This is a genomic window from Marinicrinis lubricantis, assembly GCF_042658665.1.
Taxonomy (GTDB): Bacteria; Bacillota; Bacilli; order Paenibacillales; family KCTC-33676; genus Marinicrinis; species Marinicrinis lubricantis.
On record NZ_JBHSQV010000185.1, the window covers coordinates 62,116 to 81,065 of the forward strand.

General features: G+C 50.0%; 14 protein-coding genes. 1 reads left to right on the forward strand and 13 read right to left on the reverse strand.

All coding sequences use genetic code 11. The features are described 5' to 3' along the window. Positions 1-3,846 (reverse strand): helicase-exonuclease AddAB subunit AddA, encoded by a 3,846-nt coding sequence (addA, locus tag ACFPXP_RS20865; RefSeq protein ID WP_379896374.1) that lies wholly within the window; start codon positions 3,844-3,846, stop codon positions 1-3. A 41-nt stretch (positions 3,847-3,887) separates the two neighbouring features. Further along, complete coding sequence (addB, locus tag ACFPXP_RS20870) at positions 3,888-7,463, reverse strand: helicase-exonuclease AddAB subunit AddB (protein ID WP_379896375.1); 3,576 nt, start codon at positions 7,461-7,463, stop codon at positions 3,888-3,890. 155 nt (positions 7,464-7,618) lie between these two features. Here addB and ACFPXP_RS20875 point away from each other — a divergent pair, with 155 nt between their 5' ends. Then, the gene (locus ACFPXP_RS20875) at positions 7,619-8,587 is read left to right on the forward strand and encodes a Na/Pi cotransporter family protein (RefSeq protein ID WP_379896376.1); all 969 of its coding nucleotides are present in this window, start codon (positions 7,619-7,621) and stop codon (positions 8,585-8,587) included. Between the two features lie 103 nt (positions 8,588-8,690). Here the strand turns inward: ACFPXP_RS20875 and mtaB are convergent, their stop codons facing one another. The 11 genes from mtaB to hrcA all read right to left on the reverse strand — a co-directional run bounded on the left by mtaB (position 8,691) and on the right by hrcA (position 18,923). Next, complete coding sequence (gene mtaB, locus ACFPXP_RS20880) at positions 8,691-10,031, reverse strand: tRNA (N(6)-L-threonylcarbamoyladenosine(37)-C(2))-methylthiotransferase MtaB (RefSeq protein WP_379896377.1); 1,341 nt, start codon at positions 10,029-10,031, stop codon at positions 8,691-8,693. A 2-nt stretch (positions 10,032-10,033) separates the two neighbouring features. Next, positions 10,034-10,801, reverse strand: coding sequence for a 16S rRNA (uracil(1498)-N(3))-methyltransferase (locus ACFPXP_RS20885; RefSeq protein ID WP_379896378.1), 768 nt, complete (start codon positions 10,799-10,801; stop codon positions 10,034-10,036). A gap of 106 nt (positions 10,802-10,907) precedes the next feature. Continuing rightward, positions 10,908-11,591, reverse strand: coding sequence for a site-2 protease family protein (locus ACFPXP_RS20890; RefSeq protein ID WP_379896379.1), 684 nt, complete (start codon positions 11,589-11,591; stop codon positions 10,908-10,910). Between the two features lie 7 nt (positions 11,592-11,598). Continuing rightward, positions 11,599-12,570, reverse strand: a complete 972-nt coding sequence (gene prmA / locus ACFPXP_RS20895; protein WP_379896380.1) for a 50S ribosomal protein L11 methyltransferase — start codon at positions 12,568-12,570, stop codon at positions 11,599-11,601. 182 nt (positions 12,571-12,752) lie between these two features. Then, the gene (locus ACFPXP_RS20900; RefSeq protein WP_379896381.1) at positions 12,753-13,124 is read right to left on the reverse strand and encodes a hypothetical protein; all 372 of its coding nucleotides are present in this window, start codon (positions 13,122-13,124) and stop codon (positions 12,753-12,755) included. A gap of 38 nt (positions 13,125-13,162) precedes the next feature. Beyond that, positions 13,163-13,549: a hypothetical protein gene (locus ACFPXP_RS20905; RefSeq protein ID WP_379896382.1), complete on the reverse strand. Its 387-nt coding sequence runs from the start codon at positions 13,547-13,549 to the stop codon at positions 13,163-13,165. Positions 13,550-13,551: 2 nt separating this feature from the next. Then, on the reverse strand, positions 13,552-13,707 hold the full coding sequence (locus tag ACFPXP_RS20910; RefSeq protein WP_379896462.1) for a YfhD family protein: 156 nt from the start codon (positions 13,705-13,707) through the stop codon (positions 13,552-13,554). A 215-nt stretch (positions 13,708-13,922) separates the two neighbouring features. Further along, entirely contained in the window at positions 13,923-15,047 is a 1,125-nt protein-coding gene (dnaJ, locus tag ACFPXP_RS20915; protein WP_379896383.1) for a molecular chaperone DnaJ, read from the reverse strand. A gap of 83 nt (positions 15,048-15,130) precedes the next feature. Beyond that, positions 15,131-16,969, reverse strand: a complete 1,839-nt coding sequence (gene dnaK / locus ACFPXP_RS20920) for a molecular chaperone DnaK (protein ID WP_379896384.1) — start codon at positions 16,967-16,969, stop codon at positions 15,131-15,133. A 74-nt stretch (positions 16,970-17,043) separates the two neighbouring features. Beyond that, positions 17,044-17,679, reverse strand: a complete 636-nt coding sequence (gene grpE, locus ACFPXP_RS20925; protein ID WP_379896385.1) for a nucleotide exchange factor GrpE — start codon at positions 17,677-17,679, stop codon at positions 17,044-17,046. Between the two features lie 215 nt (positions 17,680-17,894). Continuing rightward, on the reverse strand, positions 17,895-18,923 hold the full coding sequence (gene hrcA / locus ACFPXP_RS20930) for a heat-inducible transcriptional repressor HrcA (RefSeq protein WP_379896386.1): 1,029 nt from the start codon (positions 18,921-18,923) through the stop codon (positions 17,895-17,897). Positions 18,924-18,950 lie beyond the last annotated feature (27 nt).

The following is an 18,950-nucleotide window of genomic DNA, read 5'->3' on the forward strand; positions in this document are numbered from 1 at the left end:
CTATACTTCGCGCATATCGATCACTTCTTCGGTGTCGAACAAATACAAGTAAGCCTCTACGACCTTCTGACTCAGGATTGCTTCAATCGCCTGTCGGTACAGCCGAATTTGCACCGCGTATTTTTCCTTGATGCGGTGCTTGCCAGAAGCAGCAACCGTATCGGTCTTGTAATCAACCAGCACTAATCCGTCCTTCGTCTCAAACAAACAGTCGATGACGCCTTGGATCAACACGGGTTCGTCCGTCATCGACGCTTCCGCTTCTGGGTACACTTCCCCGGCTTTAAGCACATAACTGAAAGGCAATTCCCGATACTTCCGAGGGCTGCTCAGCAATCGTTGTCCAATCTCGCTGCGGAAAAATCCGAATATTTTCTCCTGCTGAATCACTTCAGACTGCTTCTCGAGCATCAGCCTCTTCTCCACCATCATCCGGATCGTCTGCTCAACCGTTTCGAAGCTAACCGGCTCGTCCAACGGAATATGCTGCATCACGGCATGATACAATGTCCCCTTCTCTGCTGGGGTAAGCTTCTGTTCCTCCTTGAAACGGGGCCGCCGCAGCAGACTCTTGATGGAGCGGTATGATTTTACCTGCTCCTCCGCACGATCCCATTCCAATGCTTCGCCGAACATTTTCGAAGCCTGCAGCTCGGACAGCCGCTTCATTTCGGTTACGGAGGTTTTGGCATAAAGCATACCAGCCTGTGCATAAGGATACGCCCAACTCAAACGCGCTTTCACCTGCGGTTCCGCGGAAGAGCCCATATGCTGCAGCTGTGCTGCTTTCTGTAAGCTCTCGGTCAATGTTTCGGTGCGTCTCTCCACCGCTGCAGCAGCTTCCGCAAACTGCTGTGCCTTCACGAAATACAGCTTCCACTGTGAAGCGTCCTTCAGCAGCTTATCGGATTGAAGGTCCATTGCGCCGTTCGACCTGGACTGTATCTGTCCCTGTACTTCGCAATGACGAATAAGTACCGGTCCGAGCCAGTCCATATAGCTGTTTGCCTTCGAAAGCATCGAATCCGGAAGCGCCCAGCCATCTATATCCAATGCGTGCGACCATTGTTCGATCTTTTTTTCCATTTTTTTAACCGTACCGACAAGGAACAGTTTCTCCTTTGGACGAGTCAATGCCACATACAGCACGCGCATTTCCTCGGCCAGCATCTCCCATCGAAGCTTCCGCCGAATCGCTAGATTCGGAAGCGTAGGATAGCTGATTCTAAGCTCCGTATCGACCAGCTTCGGACCAAAGCCCAGCTCCTTGTGCATCAGGAATGGCTGATTCAAGTCCTGCTGGTTGAATTGCTTGCTGAGCCCGGCAACGAAAACGACTGGAAATTCCAAGCCCTTGCTCTTGTGAATCGACATGATGCGGACGACATCCTCCTGCTCTCCTAAAGCGCGAGCCGCACCTAAATCGCCGCCGGATTCTAGTATTTTCTCTATAAACCGGAGAAAACGAAACAATCCTCTAAAAGAAGTCGCTTCATACTGCTTCGCACGCTCCAGAAGCGCTTGTAGGTTCGCCTGACGCTGCGATCCGCCGGGAAAGCCTCCAACCATGTCCAGATATCCTGTCCTGCGGAAAATATCTTGAATCAGCTCGGCGACAGTCATCCCTCTAGCAATGTTGCGCCAACGCTCCAAATCGGAAATGAACAGACGAACCCGATCCTGCAAATGGATATCCTCCGCCGATGCCGATTCGCCATAAGCGATTACCGCATCGTAGAACAACCCCGTTTTATGGCCTGCCCGAACGAGCGCCATTTCTTCGGCCGTAAACCGATAGATCGGGGAGCGTAGCACGGCAGCCAGCGGAATATCTTGATAAGGATTGTTAATCGTCCGCAGCAGTGACAGCATAATTTCAATTTCCCCGGCGGAAAAATAACCGGAATTCAGATCTGCATAACACGGAATGCCGGACTGCCTGAATTCCTCCATCATGATCGGCGCCCAACCTTGCGGCGAACGCATCAGGATGACGATATCCCGATACTGAACCGGCCGTTTCCCTTTCAGCTTGCGGTCATATACCATGAACGGCTGGCGGTCTCTGCCTACCAGCTGGTGGATCTGAAGAGCGATCATTTTCGCTTCCAGCCGCGCCGTATCAAGATCCATCGCGCTGTCTTGAGAAGCGGCTTCTTCTTCTAATCCATCCTCGTCCGCATCACCTGATGCGCTCTCTTCCTCCGCGGCGTGGTCTTTCTCCAGCAGCATGCATTCAATCGTATACGGCGACTCCGCTTCGTCTGAAGGCGGATAATCCGCTCCACATACAAGCTCTGCCTGCTGATCATAGGCGATTTCTCCAATCCCTTCGTTCATCAGCTGGCGAAATATATAGTTGACTCCATCCAACACCTCGCCGCGGCTTCGAAAGTTGCGGGACAGATCAATACGGACGCCCTCATCGCTGTGCTGCGAGCTTTCTTCCGTACCATATCCCTTGTATTTTTCAAGAAATAAACCCGGCTCCGCTAGACGGAAGCCGTAGATGCTCTGCTTTACATCCCCTACCATAAAACGGTTTCCTGGCTCGTCCTTGGAAATAAGCCCTAATATGGATTCCTGAACACGGTTTGTATCCTGATATTCGTCAATCAGCACTTCCGCGAAAAATTCCTTGTAATGCAGCGCCGCTTTGGTGGGCAGTAGCTGCCCATTCTCGCCGGCTCGACCTAATACCTGCAGGCAGTAATGCTCCAGATCGTTAAAGTCCAGAAGACCGCGCTCCAGTTTTACCGTGCTGTATCTTTCAGCGAAATCCTGGACAAGCTCGGTGAATGTACACATGAGCGGCGCAAGCCGGACACATTCGCTGCGGTATTCCTCCAGGGTTCGGTTGAACAGCTGCTCCTGCAGCTTCTTCAATCGCTTTTTCGCCTCGTCTCTTTGCCCCTTCGCTTTGTCCTGCAGCTCTTTATCATAGCCGTCGCCGCGGCACGGCTTCAGCCTGCCGAAGATGTCCTGCTGCAGCGCATCCTGGAGCTTCTCCCAATCTCCCGCGGCCGCAATCGCACAAAGCCGTTCCAGCTGCTCCATTTCCTGCATGAACTGCTCGCGATATGGCTCCGGTCCAAGCGGCCTCTCCGTCCAGCGCAGCGCGGCCTGCATCGCATCCACTGCAGTGGACAGCTGAAGATGGGCATCCTGCAGCAAGCTGCGGATCCACAGCTCCATGCTGCTACCCTCCTCCAGTGTAAAGGCGCTTGCCGTTCTGCGAAGCCACTCATTCGGCGCAGGATGACTGCGGGAATATTCGTAAATGCGTTCCACCAAACGGTACAATCCTTCGTCGCTTCGCTCCGAGCTGTAGCTGTCCACCAGCTGCCAGAAGGGATGACTTGCGTCGGACTTGCCGTACCAATCTTCAAAGCATTCCTCCATGGTCTCTCTGCGCAGCAAATCCCCCTCGGCTTCGCTCGCAATGCGGAAATCCGGATCAATGCCAAGGTCTTGGATATTCTCGCGAATGACATCCAGGCAGAACGAATGCAGCGTCGTAATATGCGCGCGGTGAATCAGCGCCAGCTGTTTTCGCAGATGCTCCGATTCGCCGTACTGCTCCAGCTGCCGTTCGAGCGCTTCCCGAATACGGTGGCGCATTTCATCCGCCGCCGCTTTCGTAAAGGTCGCCACCAACAGACGATCGACATCCACAGGCTGCTGTTCGTCCGTGATGCGCCGTATAATGCGTTCTACCAGTACGGCGGTTTTTCCAGAGCCTGCCGCGGCGGCAACCAGCAAATTGCTGTTTCGGGAAGCGATCGCTTTCCATTGATCTTCAGTCCATGTCGTACCTGCCGGTTTAGGCGGTATTTGCCGTGTCAATCGGTTTCCCCCCTTCGATGTTAAACAAGGGAAAGCTGCGATTATTCCGCAGTTTCCTCTGCAATACGCTTCCAAATTTCTTCCTGCTCCAGCGCAGGCAATTTTCGATAATCATTATGTTCATACAGCGGATCGAATTGGCAGACGGCGTGATAAGGACAAAATCCGCAAGGTGTTTTCTTGCCAAATTGATACGGTTGAATATCCACGTTGCCGTCCAAGATCTCCTCCGCCGTATGCTTAATTTGTCCGCGAACGTAATCGCGAAGCTGCCCCCACTGCTGCAGACTGACGACAGAGGATGACCGGTAGAAATCACCGTCCGACTTCAAGCCTACCGGAAGAATATCGGAATAGCCTTTCTCCAGCTGCTTGTCCATTTTTTGAATAATGTCCAGATCGGACAAGACAAGGCCTTTCATTTTATAGCGTTTGAACAGCTCGTCCTTCGCTTTATCCTCATCCATCGGCCTTTCTTTTTGAAGGAGCGGATTATGAACATGAAAATAGAGCACACCCGCCGGCTGCGCCTGCTTCCCGAGCCATTTCTCCGCATGTGTGATCGCCACGTCTAAATAGGTCAGCAGCTGCAGCGACAGCCCATAGTAAACTTCCTGAAGCTGAAGCGATGTTGAGCTGGATTTGTAATCAATGACTCGAAGCAGCAAGGCACCGTCCCCCTCCGCTTGGTCCACTCGATCGATTCGTCCAATCAGCTCGACCTCACAGCCATTATCCAGCTTCATCACTAAAGGAGGGAGCTTCTGGCCGGTTCCGAATCCGATCTCCAGACCTACTGGTGAAAAGGAGCCCCTTTTGGCCTGTTCCCCTAAAACTACGGATGCGCGGCCTACGATATTTTTAAGTTTCCTCGAAATGTAGTCATAACGCTTCGAGCTCAGCAATATTTCACTCTGCAGCTTCGGTGAAAGCTGCTCGACGGCCTTCTCTGCTTCAAGCATACACTCTTCCGCGGTTAAATCTCCCCACTCCACGCCTCGTTCACCTAAATCGACTGCGATCAGGGTCAAAGCAGCGTGGAACAGCTGTCCAATATCGGGCGCTTCCAATCGGTACAGCTTCCGTTCGATCAGCTTGAGTCCGTAAGATGCGAAATGCGAGAAAGGACAGGCCGCGAATCGTTCCATCCGGGACACACTCGCCCGAAGCCGCACACCATACAGCCTTCTGCTCGTATCGGCCGACAATCTTTGCTCCTGATTCGTATAAAACAATCCGTACATTCGGGATTTCAGCAGCGGCTGCCATAACGGCTCACGGGTATACCAGTTATACACATCCCACCAGGCATCGTGAATATCCGCACCTCGGATCCATTGCCTCAGCTGCTGTACCAAATACGTCAGTGTCGTCAGCGGACGCGCGATGTAGCCTAGCTGCTCGTTTACATCGTTCGGCGAATAAGGCTCTGGGCTGCAAAATTGAATTTTGCACATCGGAAACATCATTTCCAGCCTGCGCACGAATTCCGACGGAAGCAATGATTTCCCCTCTTCATCCGCCAGGGGATACGATACATACAATCTCGCGGAAGGTACCGTAAACGTCGTATACAGCATAAACTGCTCGTCCAGCAATTTACGCTTGCTGCTGGGTGCGACTTCGATTCCCTGCTCGGCAAACCGCTCCCGCTCATCTTCGCTAAGGATGCCGTCCTCGACCAGCTTCGCAGGAATCACCCCATCGTTCACTCCGACCATAAATAAATATTTGACAACGCCTGGACGCGTTCTCTCCATGGATCCCACGACGACTTGATCGATCGCGGGAGGAACAAGTCCGAGCTGGATCTGGTCTAGTCCGGCGGAAAGAAGCTCGGAAAGCCACTCCAGCGGAAGCGTCTCTTCACCCATCACTTCAACCAGCTGATCCAGCACGTCCATGACGCTGTTCCATATTTGCAGATGCTCCCGTGCTTGTTCAGGTTCTCCTTGATCTGCAGCTTCCCGGCTCCATCGCTCCAGCCGCTCCTGTGCACCAACTTCATCCAGCAGCTGGAACAGCGCATCGGCGAATTCTTTCACATTGTCCGCCCGCTTCACTCTCCGCTGAAATGCATCCAATGGCTTCACGACCCAGCTTCGGTACACCTCGATTCGATGAAGAAAAGCCTTTTCCGCTTCATCCGCTTCCTGCTCCGAGTCAAAGGAGGATAGACTGAACCGGCTCGTCCAAGGCTTTTTGTCCACCCACTTGGAGCCTTGAATCCCAAAGGCAAGAACGTAGTTTTCCAGTTCGTCCATTCCTCTGCGCGCTTTAAGCGGCCACACTTCGAATTCCGCTCCGAATGAAAGCAGGTCGAAGGTGCTGTCCGCTCCCGCAAGTTCAGGCACCGGCTCAAGCGGAAGCAGAAATTCCGTTCGTATGCAGCGAAAAACAGAATCATATCGCCAATTTTTCACCACGGTTTCCAAGGCGGACCGAATAAACTCAATCAGCGGGTGCTGGGAAACCTTCCGATTTTGATCGAGGAAATACGGAATGCCGTGGTCCTCCAGCACCCCGGCAATAACATCTTCGTAAGACGATAGATTCCGTGAGACGATCAGTATATCCCGCCATCTTGCGCCTTCCTCCCGCGCCAATCGGATCATTTCCCTTGCGATATGCTCGATCTCCGTTCTTTTACCTGATGCGGCGAACAGCTGTAGATCCGCTTGCTGGCTCCAATCATCCAGCTCCTTGCCGCTCCCGTACCGCTTGCGGCTCCCGTAATGCTTCTCCAAATGAGCCAGCATCGGAGCTGCTTTAAAACGATGCGGCGTTTCTCCCGATCGATTCAAGTCTGTAACGCCCTCCAGTTTAATCGAATGCTCCTCGATCAGCTTCTTCATCCGAATCAGATTCGCTGCAGCGGGATAAAAAAGCGCAAACTCGTGAACCTTCTCTTCCGTTTCATAGTCACGATCCACACAGAATGTGATATGTACACTGCTGCAGTGCTTCATCAGCTTTGCGATGACCACGTATTCCAACGGCGTGAAGCCGTGAAATCCGTCGATCCAAATTTCAGCGCTTTGCAAGTAAGCGGATTGCTCTACTTGCTGGGCTAAAATATGCAGCACTTCCTCTGAATCGATATATTGCGAAAGCAGCAGCGCCTCATATTGTTCATAAATCAAATGAAGGTCTGCGAGCTTGTCCGACCAATCCTGATGCTCCGCTTGAATGGTCCGCAGCACCTCAGGTGTCACACAATATCGTTTAAATTCATTGAACAAATCCAGCATTCGCTCCATTGTCCCAAGCTGCTGGCCCGAATGCCGAAACGACAAGAGCCGCTCTTGATTGCGCTTCATCGTCAAATGAAGGAGCATCGTTTTCCCCAAATCATCGATAGGGAGCCGAGCAGTGCCTCCTGTTTCCTGCATTACCCTATGAGCAAGGCGTTGAAAGCTTAACACTTGGGCCCTCACGGAGCCACTCAAGCCCATCCGTGAATTCAAGGCTAGCTCCCCCTGGAAGCTGGCCTGCTCCGGCACTAAGTAGATCAATGGGCTGCCCAGCGGTTCCTGTTTCATTTTTTGAGCCATTTCACCAAGTACCCATTCTGTTTTGCCGCTGCCCGCTCTGCCAAGGATGAGTTCTACTCCCATAGCCGGTCCCCCATTTCTATTGTTTAATCGCCGTGAATAATCAAGTTTTCTTATATGAAAAAGGAATGATCATGCTTGTACAAATTCCATCATATATTGAATTAGGATCTTGGTCTTCAACAGGTAAATTTGAAAATGCCGCAAAGGAGTTTCATATGTTCCATTCTATCATGATCCCGCTGCTCGCGGGACTGGCAGTATTTCTTTTTGGCATGAAAGTGATGGAAATTGCGATGCAGCGTTGGGCGGGACCCTATTTAAAAGGGATACTCGAAAAGTTTACGGAAACGCCGCTGCGCGGCATGGTGACCGGGACCGTCATGACCGCCTTGCTGCAGAGCAGCAGTGCCTTAACCGCCCTCACCATCAGTCTCGTCAACGCGAGGCTCCTGACTTTTCCTAGGACATTAGGCATCATACTCGGAACGAATATCGGCTCCTGTTTAACGACCGAATTGATCAGTCTCCATATATCCGACGCAGCCATACCTATCCTGCTAACTTCTATTGGGATTTGCGGCGTGGCTTGGCTCATACCGGACGGGATCGTTCAGTCCCGCAGCAGCGCAGCGGGGAGCCTGCATGCCATCCGTTATCTAACCATGGCAGCCGCCGGCTTCGCTGCCGTTCTGATGGGAATGGAAATCATGAGTTCAATCGTTCCAACGCTGCAGACAACAGGATTTTACAGCTGGTTTTTGGAAAATGCGAGCCGCAGTCTCATCTGGGGAGTGGTCGCCGGAGCATGCTTGACAGCAATTATCCAGAGCAGCGCAGCTTCTATTGCGATCGCAATGGGTCTTGCCTCAGCACATGCGATCAGTGTGGAGCTGGGCATCGCCATTATATTAGGAGCCAATATCGGCACCTGCTTGACAGCATTTATTGCCAGCATCGGTGGCAGCCGTTCCGGCCGTTTCGTCGCGTGGTCCCATTTCCTTCTCAACGCCTTCGGTGCATTGCTGTTTTTCCCACTCATCTGGATGATGAAGGATATGGCCTTGCTCCTCTCAGACATCCCTTCCGTCCAGCTGGCCCACGTGCAAACCTTCTACAATGTAGCCTGTTCCCTGCTGGCACTGCCCTTCTGCTATCTGCCCGTATGGAAGAGATGGGAGACATGAAAGCTGCTTTCCCGTTGAAAATATAAAGGGATTTCCTTCAGAATAAGCTGAAAGAAATCCCTTTTCTTCCGTTCAAGTGCTAGTGCTCACATACAATAATTTATTACACCGCAGCCGATTTTTCCGATTCTACTATGCGTACGAACGTACCGCGGCATTCGTTCACATCGGCTTCGGTAATTTTCACTCTGCAAATTTGACCGAGCATCTCTTCGGTTCCCTCAAAGATGACATTCAAATAGTTGTCCGATGTCCCCATCAGCAAACCGCTGTCCGGTGCCCCTTTATACGGGCGTTCAGGAATGACCTCGACCACTTCACCGACGAACTGCTTCGCGTATTCCAGCTGCATCCTCTCGGATAGATCAATAAGCTGATGAACGCGCCGGTTCTTCTCTTCTTCGTCGATTTGATCCTCCATGCGTGCCGCCGGCGTTCCAGAACGCTTAGAGTAAGGGAATACGTGCATTTCCGCGAACTTCAACTGTTCCATGAAACGATATCCTTCTTGGAACATTTCTTCTGTTTCACCAGGGAAGCCGACAATAACGTCCGTCGTGATCGCAACACCCGGCATCGCTTCATGAATGCGCCGAATTTTCTCCGCGTATTCCGCCGTCGTGTACTTGCGTCTCATTCTCTTCAGCACGCCGTCGTGTCCTGCCTGCAGCGGAATATGGAGATGGCGGCACATCTTGGAAGAGGAGTTTAACACCTCAATCATGCGATCATCAATTTGGCTGGCCTCGATCGAGCTGATCCGAATTCGCTCTAAGCCCTCAATCTTGTCCAAATCAATCAGCAAATTCGTTAAATCGTAATTTTCCAAGTCGTCACCGTAACCACCGGTATGAATACCCGTCAGTACAATCTCTTTAAAACCATTCGCAACAAGCTTGCGCGCCTGTTCCAGGACACTTTCCGGTGTACGGCTGCGGCTGAGTCCGCGTGTCCAAGGAATAATACAGAAGGTGCAGAAATTGTTGCAGCCGTCTTGTATTTTCAAGAATGCCCGGGTCCGATCTTCAAATTCCGGCACATCCAGCTCTTCGAATTCTCTCGTCTTCATAATATTGCGGACCGCATTGATCGGCTTACGCTCCTGCTGAAACTGCTCGACATAGGTTAAAATCTTGTCTCTGTCCTGTGTACCTACAACAAGATCAACGCCAGGAATGTTCATGACTTCCGCAGGCGCAGTCTGTGCGTAGCATCCGGTCACTGCAATGACGGCGTCCGGGTTTTTGCGAATCGCCCGTCGAATCATTTGTCTAGACTTTTTGTCTCCGGTGTTCGTTACCGTACACGTATTAATGACGTAAACGTCCGCGTTCCCCTCAAAGTCCACCTGCTCATAGCCTTTTGCCTTGAACATGTTCCAGATCGCTTCCGTATCGTAAAAATTGACTTTGCAGCCTAGGGTGTGAAATGCAATGGTTGGCATAATTAGCTGCCTCCTATCTCGTCAAATTCATATAAAATACAAGCAGCAGCGGCCATCGCTGCCGTCTCCGTCCTAAGGATCCTTTTGCCAAGCGTAATCAGATAACAGCCGGCATGTTCCGCTTGCGCCGTCTCTTCTTCGGTAAAACCGCCCTCAGGTCCTACGATAACCGCAATAACCGGCTTACGGGAAGATTCCAAAGAGCGCTCCTTTGCGAGCTCCAACACTTTCTTCAAGCCGCCGTCCCGCTCTTTTTCATAACAAAACAGCGCACTATCCGCCTGGCCAATCATCTCCAGCATTTCCTTCCAAGAGCATAATGCCGCCACCTCCGGAACGATGCCCCGATGCGCCTGCTCTGCCGCTTCCTTGGCAATTTTCCTCCAACGCTCCAGCCGCTTAGCTTCCTTCTTGCTGTCGTACTGCACAATCGTTCTAGACGATTGAAAAGGAACGAATCGGGTCGCACCCAATTCTGTTCCTTTTTGTATGACGGTCTCCATTTTATCGCCTTTCGGCAGGCTTTGAAAAATCCAAATATCTACAGAAGGCTCCTGATCCATCGCAAGCTCTTCCACAATGTCTGCGATCACCAGACCCTTTTGTACTTCTCTAATTTCGGCGATAGCTTCCCGGTTCAATCCATTGCTTACAATGATTCGATCCTCTGGCTTTAACCTCATCACATGGCTGATATGATGAGCATCCTCGCCCGTAATTTCTACCGCATGCGCTGTAAGCTGTTCGGCTTGTACGAAATATCGCTGCATGGCGTTCTCTGCCTTTGTTTTAAAATTCAAATTCCTATATAAATCAATCTATATCTTACCTCTTTTTTAGTGCGTTTTCCACCCTCGTCCATCAAGTTCCATTTCACTACTGCCAAAATACCCTAAAATCAAACCATGATTGCATCAAAGCATCCATTTGGTCGCCAATTAGACCGCTTAAGGATAAAATCGGCTGCAGGAACGCGCGATTGAGCGGTGGAATAAATACGATTAGAAGAAATAGATAAATGCCCCAATGCTGCACTTGAAGCATCTTCAATCTCATTCGAAGCGGCGCCACATCTTCTATAATGCGATATCCGTCGAGCGGCGGCAGCGGGATAAGATTAAATATAAAAAGCAATAAGTTCAAATGAATCAGAATGGATAAAAACAGTTCAATCGCCTTGGCGACACCTAAAGATGCCGTCTCATTCAATTCAATTGCAAAATAACCGTAAAGCAGAAATACACCGATGAAGGCAATCAGCAGGTTGCTGATCGGGCCAGCGGCTGACACGATGATGCTCATGACTCTCGGGTACTTGAATCGGCTTCGATTGACAGGAACGGGCCGCGCCCATCCAAATCCTGCTAAAAGTATAAGGATCATGCCGAACAAGTCGATATGATGCATCGGATTGAGCGTCACCCTGCCTTCTTTATAAGCGGTGTTGTCCCCGAATTTATACGCCGTGAAAGCATGAGCAAACTCATGCAGTGTAAATGCGATCAAGATGACCAGGATGAAAAAGGGAAGGCCATCCCATCCGTAATATAAAACACTCATCGCTTAACTACACCTTTCTTGCGGTCAGAACCACCCAATCATCTTCCCGCTCCCTGTACTCTACACGAAACCCGGCTTTCTCCAATGCTTCCGCGACGGCATCTTCCTTGCTTGTGATCACACCCGAAACAACATATGTGCCTTCTTGCTCCAATACTTGATAAACGTCATCGATAAAGAGAAGAATAATCTCAGCTAAAATGTTGGCAACGACGACCTTTACCGGCAGTTTGACTCCCAGATCCAATGACTTCTCCCGATGATCGTGAAACACTTGAAGCAGGTCGCTCTCACGAACCGTGATCCTGCCCTCCAATCCATTGAGCTTCACGTTTTCTTCCGAGCTGGATACGGCAACGGGATCCAAGTCAATCGCAAGCACCCGCTCCGCTCCCAGCTTCGCAGCTCCAATGGCCAAAATACCAGATCCGGTTCCAACATCGATTACGTGGTCTCCTGGTTTAATAACCTTTTCCAGCGTACGCAGGCATAACGAGGTGGTCGCATGCGTCCCGGTACCGAATGCCATACCCGGATCCAGTTCGATGACTAATTCGTCAGCCGCAGATTCATATGGCTCCCACGTCGGTTTAACCGTAATCCGCTCGGAGATCTTGACTGGCTTATAATACTGCTTCCAAGCAGTAGCCCAATCCTCCTCATCGACTTCGCGAACCGATATTTCCGCTTTTCCAGCATCTAAGCCAAATTCCATTAAGCTGCCCACAAATTTCGAGATCTGCTTCACAATGCTGTCGATATCCTCCAAATCAGAAAAATAGCCTTTCATCACGGCCTCTCCTTCTGGGATATCATTCAGCGGCAGCTCGTACCACTGCCCAAGTGAGGTATCCCGCGGGCGATTCAAGCTGCCTGATTCTTCAATAGACACTCCGCCTGCACCTAATTCATGCATATAATGTGAAATCGCCTCGGTTGCTTCTTCTGTCGTATGTATTGTAATTTCATGCCATTGCATGAAACACACCTCCACTATCCTTTGTCTCGTATTTCCAAAACCATGAAAATCATTTTACTATATTTGCACGCCGAAAGAAAATATTATCCCCTTGGCTATACAAATGCACATATCTTTGCACCTAAAAAAAGACCGCCCCGTTCCAAGGGACAGCCTACACGGATGTTATAATGATTCGCATATTACAGTTGCGCCCCCGCCTGACGGCACACTTCCAGCGCTTGATGAAACGTTTCTTCCGGCATGACGGCGGTCAGCAAAATATCCTTGCCTGTCGGCCCTCCCTGACCTCCGTCACTCATGCCGCTTGCGCTCGGATCAGCTGCGGACAAGATCGCCGCTGATTTGTTCGAATAGTCGGCATCCAGTGTTAAATTGCCGAGTCCTGCAAAATCACCAGTGATTGGGTTCATATTGCGCTGCACACCTTCTCCCGGGTAGCGGCTGAACCGATCAATGCTGACATCCAGCGCGCGGAGCGCTTTTAGCTTTCTCGCCACACCTTCCGCTTCCTCTGGGGTATTAAAATAAGCTAGAATATTTTTTTCTGTCATTTATTCTTCCCTCCTTCGTTCTTCAGTACTTTAAGACGCTATAGAAGGCGGCCTCTTGCTTCATGGATGAGTTCTACCGACTTCGCCGCATCGGCTTCGTCCACGACGAATGTGAGCATCACCTGCTGATCGTTATCCTTATCATCCTGCACCTGATTTTTATACGATTCACGGTCGTCCCGATCCATAATGATGGGTGTCGAAGCAACCATGGTCTGTGTCCCAAAAGCGCCGAAATTCATAGGAGAACTGCCTTGAACACCGCCCAGCATCGCTGCCGCATATGGTCTTCCTCCCTCATATCGATCGTTATCTTCCATCCGTTCGACCGTAATATTTCGAACTCGCAGGGTATGCAGCGAAGTGGCTACACCTTCGGCGGAATCCTTGTCCTTGAAATATGCAGTAATATGTTTCTCAGCCACCTTTATTGCCCCTCTCCTTCCTGCCTAGCGTCTGCAGCTTCTGCCCGCTTCAACGCCTCCAAATCATCCTCGTCAGCAGCTTCGATGGAAAACTCTACATCCTCGTTCTTGCCAATAGGTAGCTGCTGATTTTGATTGTCCTGATGAGCCAAGCCAATCCCTCCTTCATACGTTCAGTATGCCTTGCTCCATTTAGGGTTTGCAGTTTCTCTTTTCCTATGCGCCCCGATTGGACTTCTTCAGGCTATACCTGAATTCGAAGGACAACTAGAACCTAAATACAGCAAAAGACCACAGCATTGTACTGCACCCCAAGTGCTAGATACACATCTAACAATTGGCGGTGCCGTTCAAAACAGCTGTGGTCTTAGGACTAATCGCCTAAAAAGGCTTTTTTCATCCGATCAAAGAAAGACTGATTCTGTTCATGCGTTTCTTCACCGCTCAGTTGAGCGAATTCCCGAAGAAGGTCCTTCTGCTTGTCGTTTAAACGGGAAGGAGTCACAACAACCGCTTTTACATGCTGATCCCCTTGCCCATATCCTCTTAAACGAGGAACGCCTTTTCCTTTCAGACGGAAATACGTTCCCGTCTGCGTACCTGCCGGAACTTTCAGCTTCACCTTGCCAGTCAGCGTAGGCACTTCAATTTCATCGCCAAGCGCTGCCTGTGCGAACGTAAGCGGGACTTCACAATAAATATCGTCGCCTTCCCGTTCGAAAAATTCGTGTGGTTTTACACGGATGACCACATAAAGATCCCCTGGAGGGCCGCCTTTCGATCCGGCTTCTCCTTCCCCAGAGACACGCAGCTGGGCGCCGTCATCGACACCTGCAGGCACTTTGATATGAATGCTGCGCTGCTTCTTCAGCTTGCCGGTGCCGTGGCATTTCGAGCACTTATCCTTGACGATGGTCCCTTGTCCGCTGCAGGCGTTGCAGACTCTCCGATTTACAATTCTGCCGAACGCGGTATTCTGCACGACCTCCTGCTGTCCCGTTCCTCCGCAAACGGTACATCTCTCAGGCTTCGTACCTGGTCTGGCACCGCTGCCATGGCAATCGTCGCACGTCTCGGTCCGCGGAATTTGAATATCCAGCTCTTTGCCGAATACCGCCTCTTTAAATTCAATCGTCATCGTATATTGGAGATCCGCTCCACGTTTCGGCGCATTTGGATTTCTCCTTTGGCCGCCGCCAAAGAACATATCAAAGATATCGCCAAAACCTCCGAAATCGGCGCCGTCAAAACCACCCATGCCCCCCATACCTTGATTCGGATCTATATGCCCGTAACGGTCGTAGGTTGCTCGTTTTTGATCATCGCTAAGTACATCGTAAGCTTCTTTAACCTCTTTAAATTTCTCTTCGGCATCGGGGGCTTTATTCACGTCAGGGTGATACTGCCGGGCTAGTTTGCGGTACGCCTTCTTAATCTCATCTTCGGAAGCATCCTTCCCCACTCCGAGGACCTCGTAAAAGTCTCGCTTGCTCATCATTCCACTCCCATCTAAACCAACAAAGCGAAAGTCAAAGCGTTGATAACGGCTTTGACTTTGCTTTTGGCCTATTGATCAGAGGCTTATTTCTTATCCTCTTCATCGACAACTTCATAATCGGCATCTACGACGTTATCCTTTGCTTTACCGCCCTCGGCTTGGGCTGCACCCGCATCACCAGCTTGCTGCGACGCCTGTTCATACAATTTGACAGATAGCTGCTGAACGATCTGCGTCAAATCATCAATACCCTTTTGGATCTCGTCAGCATTATCGCCTTCCAATGCTTTCTTCAAGCTTTCCTTTGCGGCATTGGCTTTATCGATTTCGGCTTGATCGACTTTGTCGCCGAGATCCTTCACGGTTTTATCCACCGTATAAATTAATTGATCTGCTTGATTGCGAATCTCGACCAGTTCCTTACGCTTCCGATCTTCTTCCGCATGGGCTTCTGCTTCTTTCATCATACGGTCAATTTCCTCATCGCTCAAACCGCTCGAGGAAGTGATCGTGATTTTTTGCGATTTGCCTGTACCTTTATCGAGTGCAGAGACGTTCACGATACCGTTAGCGTCAATATCAAAAGTAACTTCAATTTGCGGCACGCCGCGCGGTGCCGGTGGAATATCGCTCAAGATAAAGCGGCCGAGCGTTTTGTTGTCTGCCGCCATCGAACGTTCACCCTGCAGCACGTGAATTTCTACGCTTGTTTGATTATCGGCATAAGTTGAAAAGACTTGAGATTTGCTCGTAGGGATTGTCGTGTTGCGGTCGATCATCTTCGTAAACACACCGCCCGCAGTTTCGATACCGAGAGACAACGGAGTTACGTCGAGCAGAACGACATCCTTCACATCCCCAGTCAATACACCGGCTTGAACAGCGGCACCCAATGCCACAACCTCGTCAGGGTTAACCCCTTTATGCGGTTCTTGTCCAGTCAACTTTTTAACAGCTTCTTGAACGGCAGGAATCCGGGTAGATCCCCCTACAAGTACCACCTTATCAATTTGAGAAGCGCTCAGACCAGCGTCCTGCAAAGCTTGACGAGTAGGTCCCATCGTTCTTTCTACCAAATCAGCGGAAAGCTCTTCGAATTTAGCACGAGTCAAAGTAACCTCCAAGTGCTGAGGCACGCCGTCAACAACGGTGATAAACGGAAGGGAAATCGTCGTTGTAAGTACGCCGGACAATTCCTTTTTCGCCTTCTCCGCCGCATCTTTTAAGCGTTGGACCGCTGCTTTATCCTTGCTCAAATCTACGCCGTTCTCTTTCTTGAATTCAGATACCAAATAGTCAATGATCACTTGGTCGAAGTCATCGCCGCCCAAATGGTTGTCTCCGCTGGTCGCTTTAACTTCGAAGAAGCCGTCGCCTAATTCAAGGATAGAAACGTCGAAAGTACCGCCGCCCAAGTCAAATACAAGAATGGTTTGGTCCTCCGCTTTTTCAAAACCATAAGCCAGCGCTGCAGCAGTGGGTTCGTTGACAATACGCAGCACTTCCAGACCAGCGATTTTACCTGCATCCTTCGTCGCTTGACGCTGACTGTCATTAAAGTATGCTGGAACGGTAATAACGGCTTGCGTCACAGGCTGACCCAGGTAAGCTTCAGCATCAGCTTTCAACTTTTGCAAAATCATTGCGGAAATTTCTTGAGGTGTATATTCTTGGCCATCGATCACCTCTTTATGGTTCGTACCGATATGCCGCTTGATCGAAATAATGGTTCTGTCCGGGTTGGTGATCGCTTGACGTTTTGCTGTCTCTCCAACAATCCGTTCACCGTCTTTTTTGAAACCAACAACCGACGGAGTTGTGCGGTTGCCCTCCGGATTTGGGATAACGACTGCTTCTCCCCCTTCCATTACCGCTACACAGGAGTTGGTTGTTCCTAAGTCAATACCAATTACTTTACTCATGAGCACTAGACCCTCCTATTCGAATGCACAACTCAAAAAAATAATCGTTTACTTCAATCTCTCCGTGAACATTCCTACTCGCTTACCTTCACCATGGAAGGACGAATCACTTTACCGTGCAATGTATAACCTCTTTGCAGCTCCTCCACAACGATACCTTCCTCGTGCTCGTCGGACTGAACTTTCATGACCGCTTCATGGACCTCTGGATTGAAAGGCTGTCCAACCGCATGAATCGGTGTCAGGCCTTCCTGATCCATCACTTGGCTCATCTGACGGAATACCATCTCAATTCCTTTCGCCAACGATTCAAAGTCCTGCGTATTTTTACTGGAATCCAGCGCCCTTTCGAAATTGTCCAGCACAGGCAGCAGCTGCTCTATCAATTTAACGGAAGCATATTTTGCGAACTCTTCCTTTTCCTGACGGGTTCTTCGTCTGAAATTATCGAATTCGGCCTGCATCCTTAAAATCCGATTCTGCTGTTCCTCTATCGTTTTCTTCAATTCCTCAATTTGCCCTTCCTGCTCTGCAGGCTGATCGGCTTCTGATCCGGCGGACTCTTTAGCCTCGCTCGCATCCGCATTATTGTCGGACTCTGCTTGCTCCGCCTGTTCGTTCAAGTGCTCAACGGTCTCAGACGATTCTGCTGCAGTTTCAACCTCTTCATATGTAGCTTCGGAAGATGTGTTCAACTTTTCATCACTCAATCTACCTTCACCTCCTTAACAGTGTAGCCATCAAGCGTATGGATCATCCTGCATCCCATTGCTTCGAATCCACGGCAAGACACAGGGACCGCGATAGCTGCAGCCCCTGCCCGCAAAGCTTGATCGCTCTGAATGACTGCTTTCACAAAACTAGTTCATGTCATGTCAACTGCAGTGACAAGCTTAACGGAGCATTCGAATTGCGCTGAAAGCAGTTACCCGTACCATCTAGAAAGCAGAACCGCTAAATCCTTAGACAAATAATCCAGCAAACTGATGACTCGGCCATATTCCATTCGTGTCGGGCCCAAAATACCAATCGTACCGAAGGGACGTCCCTCCACAGAATAAGTTGCTGTAATGAAGCTGCATTGATGAATCGCTTCATTATCGTTTTCTTTTCCGATCCGCACCTGAATTCCATTGCCTGCTGAAGTAAACAGCTGCGCGACGGCTTCTGTCTCATCCAGCAGATCCAAGATGCTCTTCAGCTTATCAACATCTTTAAATTCCGGTTGAACGAGCATATTCGTCGCCCCGCTAAGAAACAATCGATCCTCCGTATTGTTCGATTCCATGACGGTATCTACAATATGAAGCAATTCATCATAGCGTTCCACATGGAGAATTAATTCGTTGCGAATTTCTTGGAACAGCTTGGATCTCAGCTCATTGAACGGAACATCCTTCATCTTATGATTCAATAAATTCACGAATTTCTCTAATTCAGAAACCGGCAGTCCTCTAGGAATCGATACGATTTTGTTCTCAACCTGTCCCATACTCGATACAATAATCGCAACTGCGGTATCTTCATTTAAAGGTACGAGTTGAATATGCTTCAATCTTGCCCTGTGAATATCCGGACCCATCACAATCGATGTATAATTCGTAAGTCCTGACAAAATCGATGCCACATGCTGGATGACTTTTTCGGTTTGATTTTTCTTCTCCGCGAAAAAAAATCGAACGGTATCCAAATCATGGGAGGTCAGCTTGTTGAGCTGCAGCAGATGATCCACATAATAGCGATACCCTTTGTGGGACGGAACCCGACCAGCGGACGTATGAGGCTGTTCCAAATAGCCTAACTCTTCCAAGTCGGACATTTCATTGCGGATCGTAGCAGGGCTGAACCCCACATCTCCCCTCTTTGAAATGCTTCTGGAGCCTACCGGTTCTGCTGAACGGATGTAATCATCTATTATAGCATGCAATATCAGTCTTTGACGGTCTGTCAGCAATACCATTCCCCTCCCTTACAAGTCCTT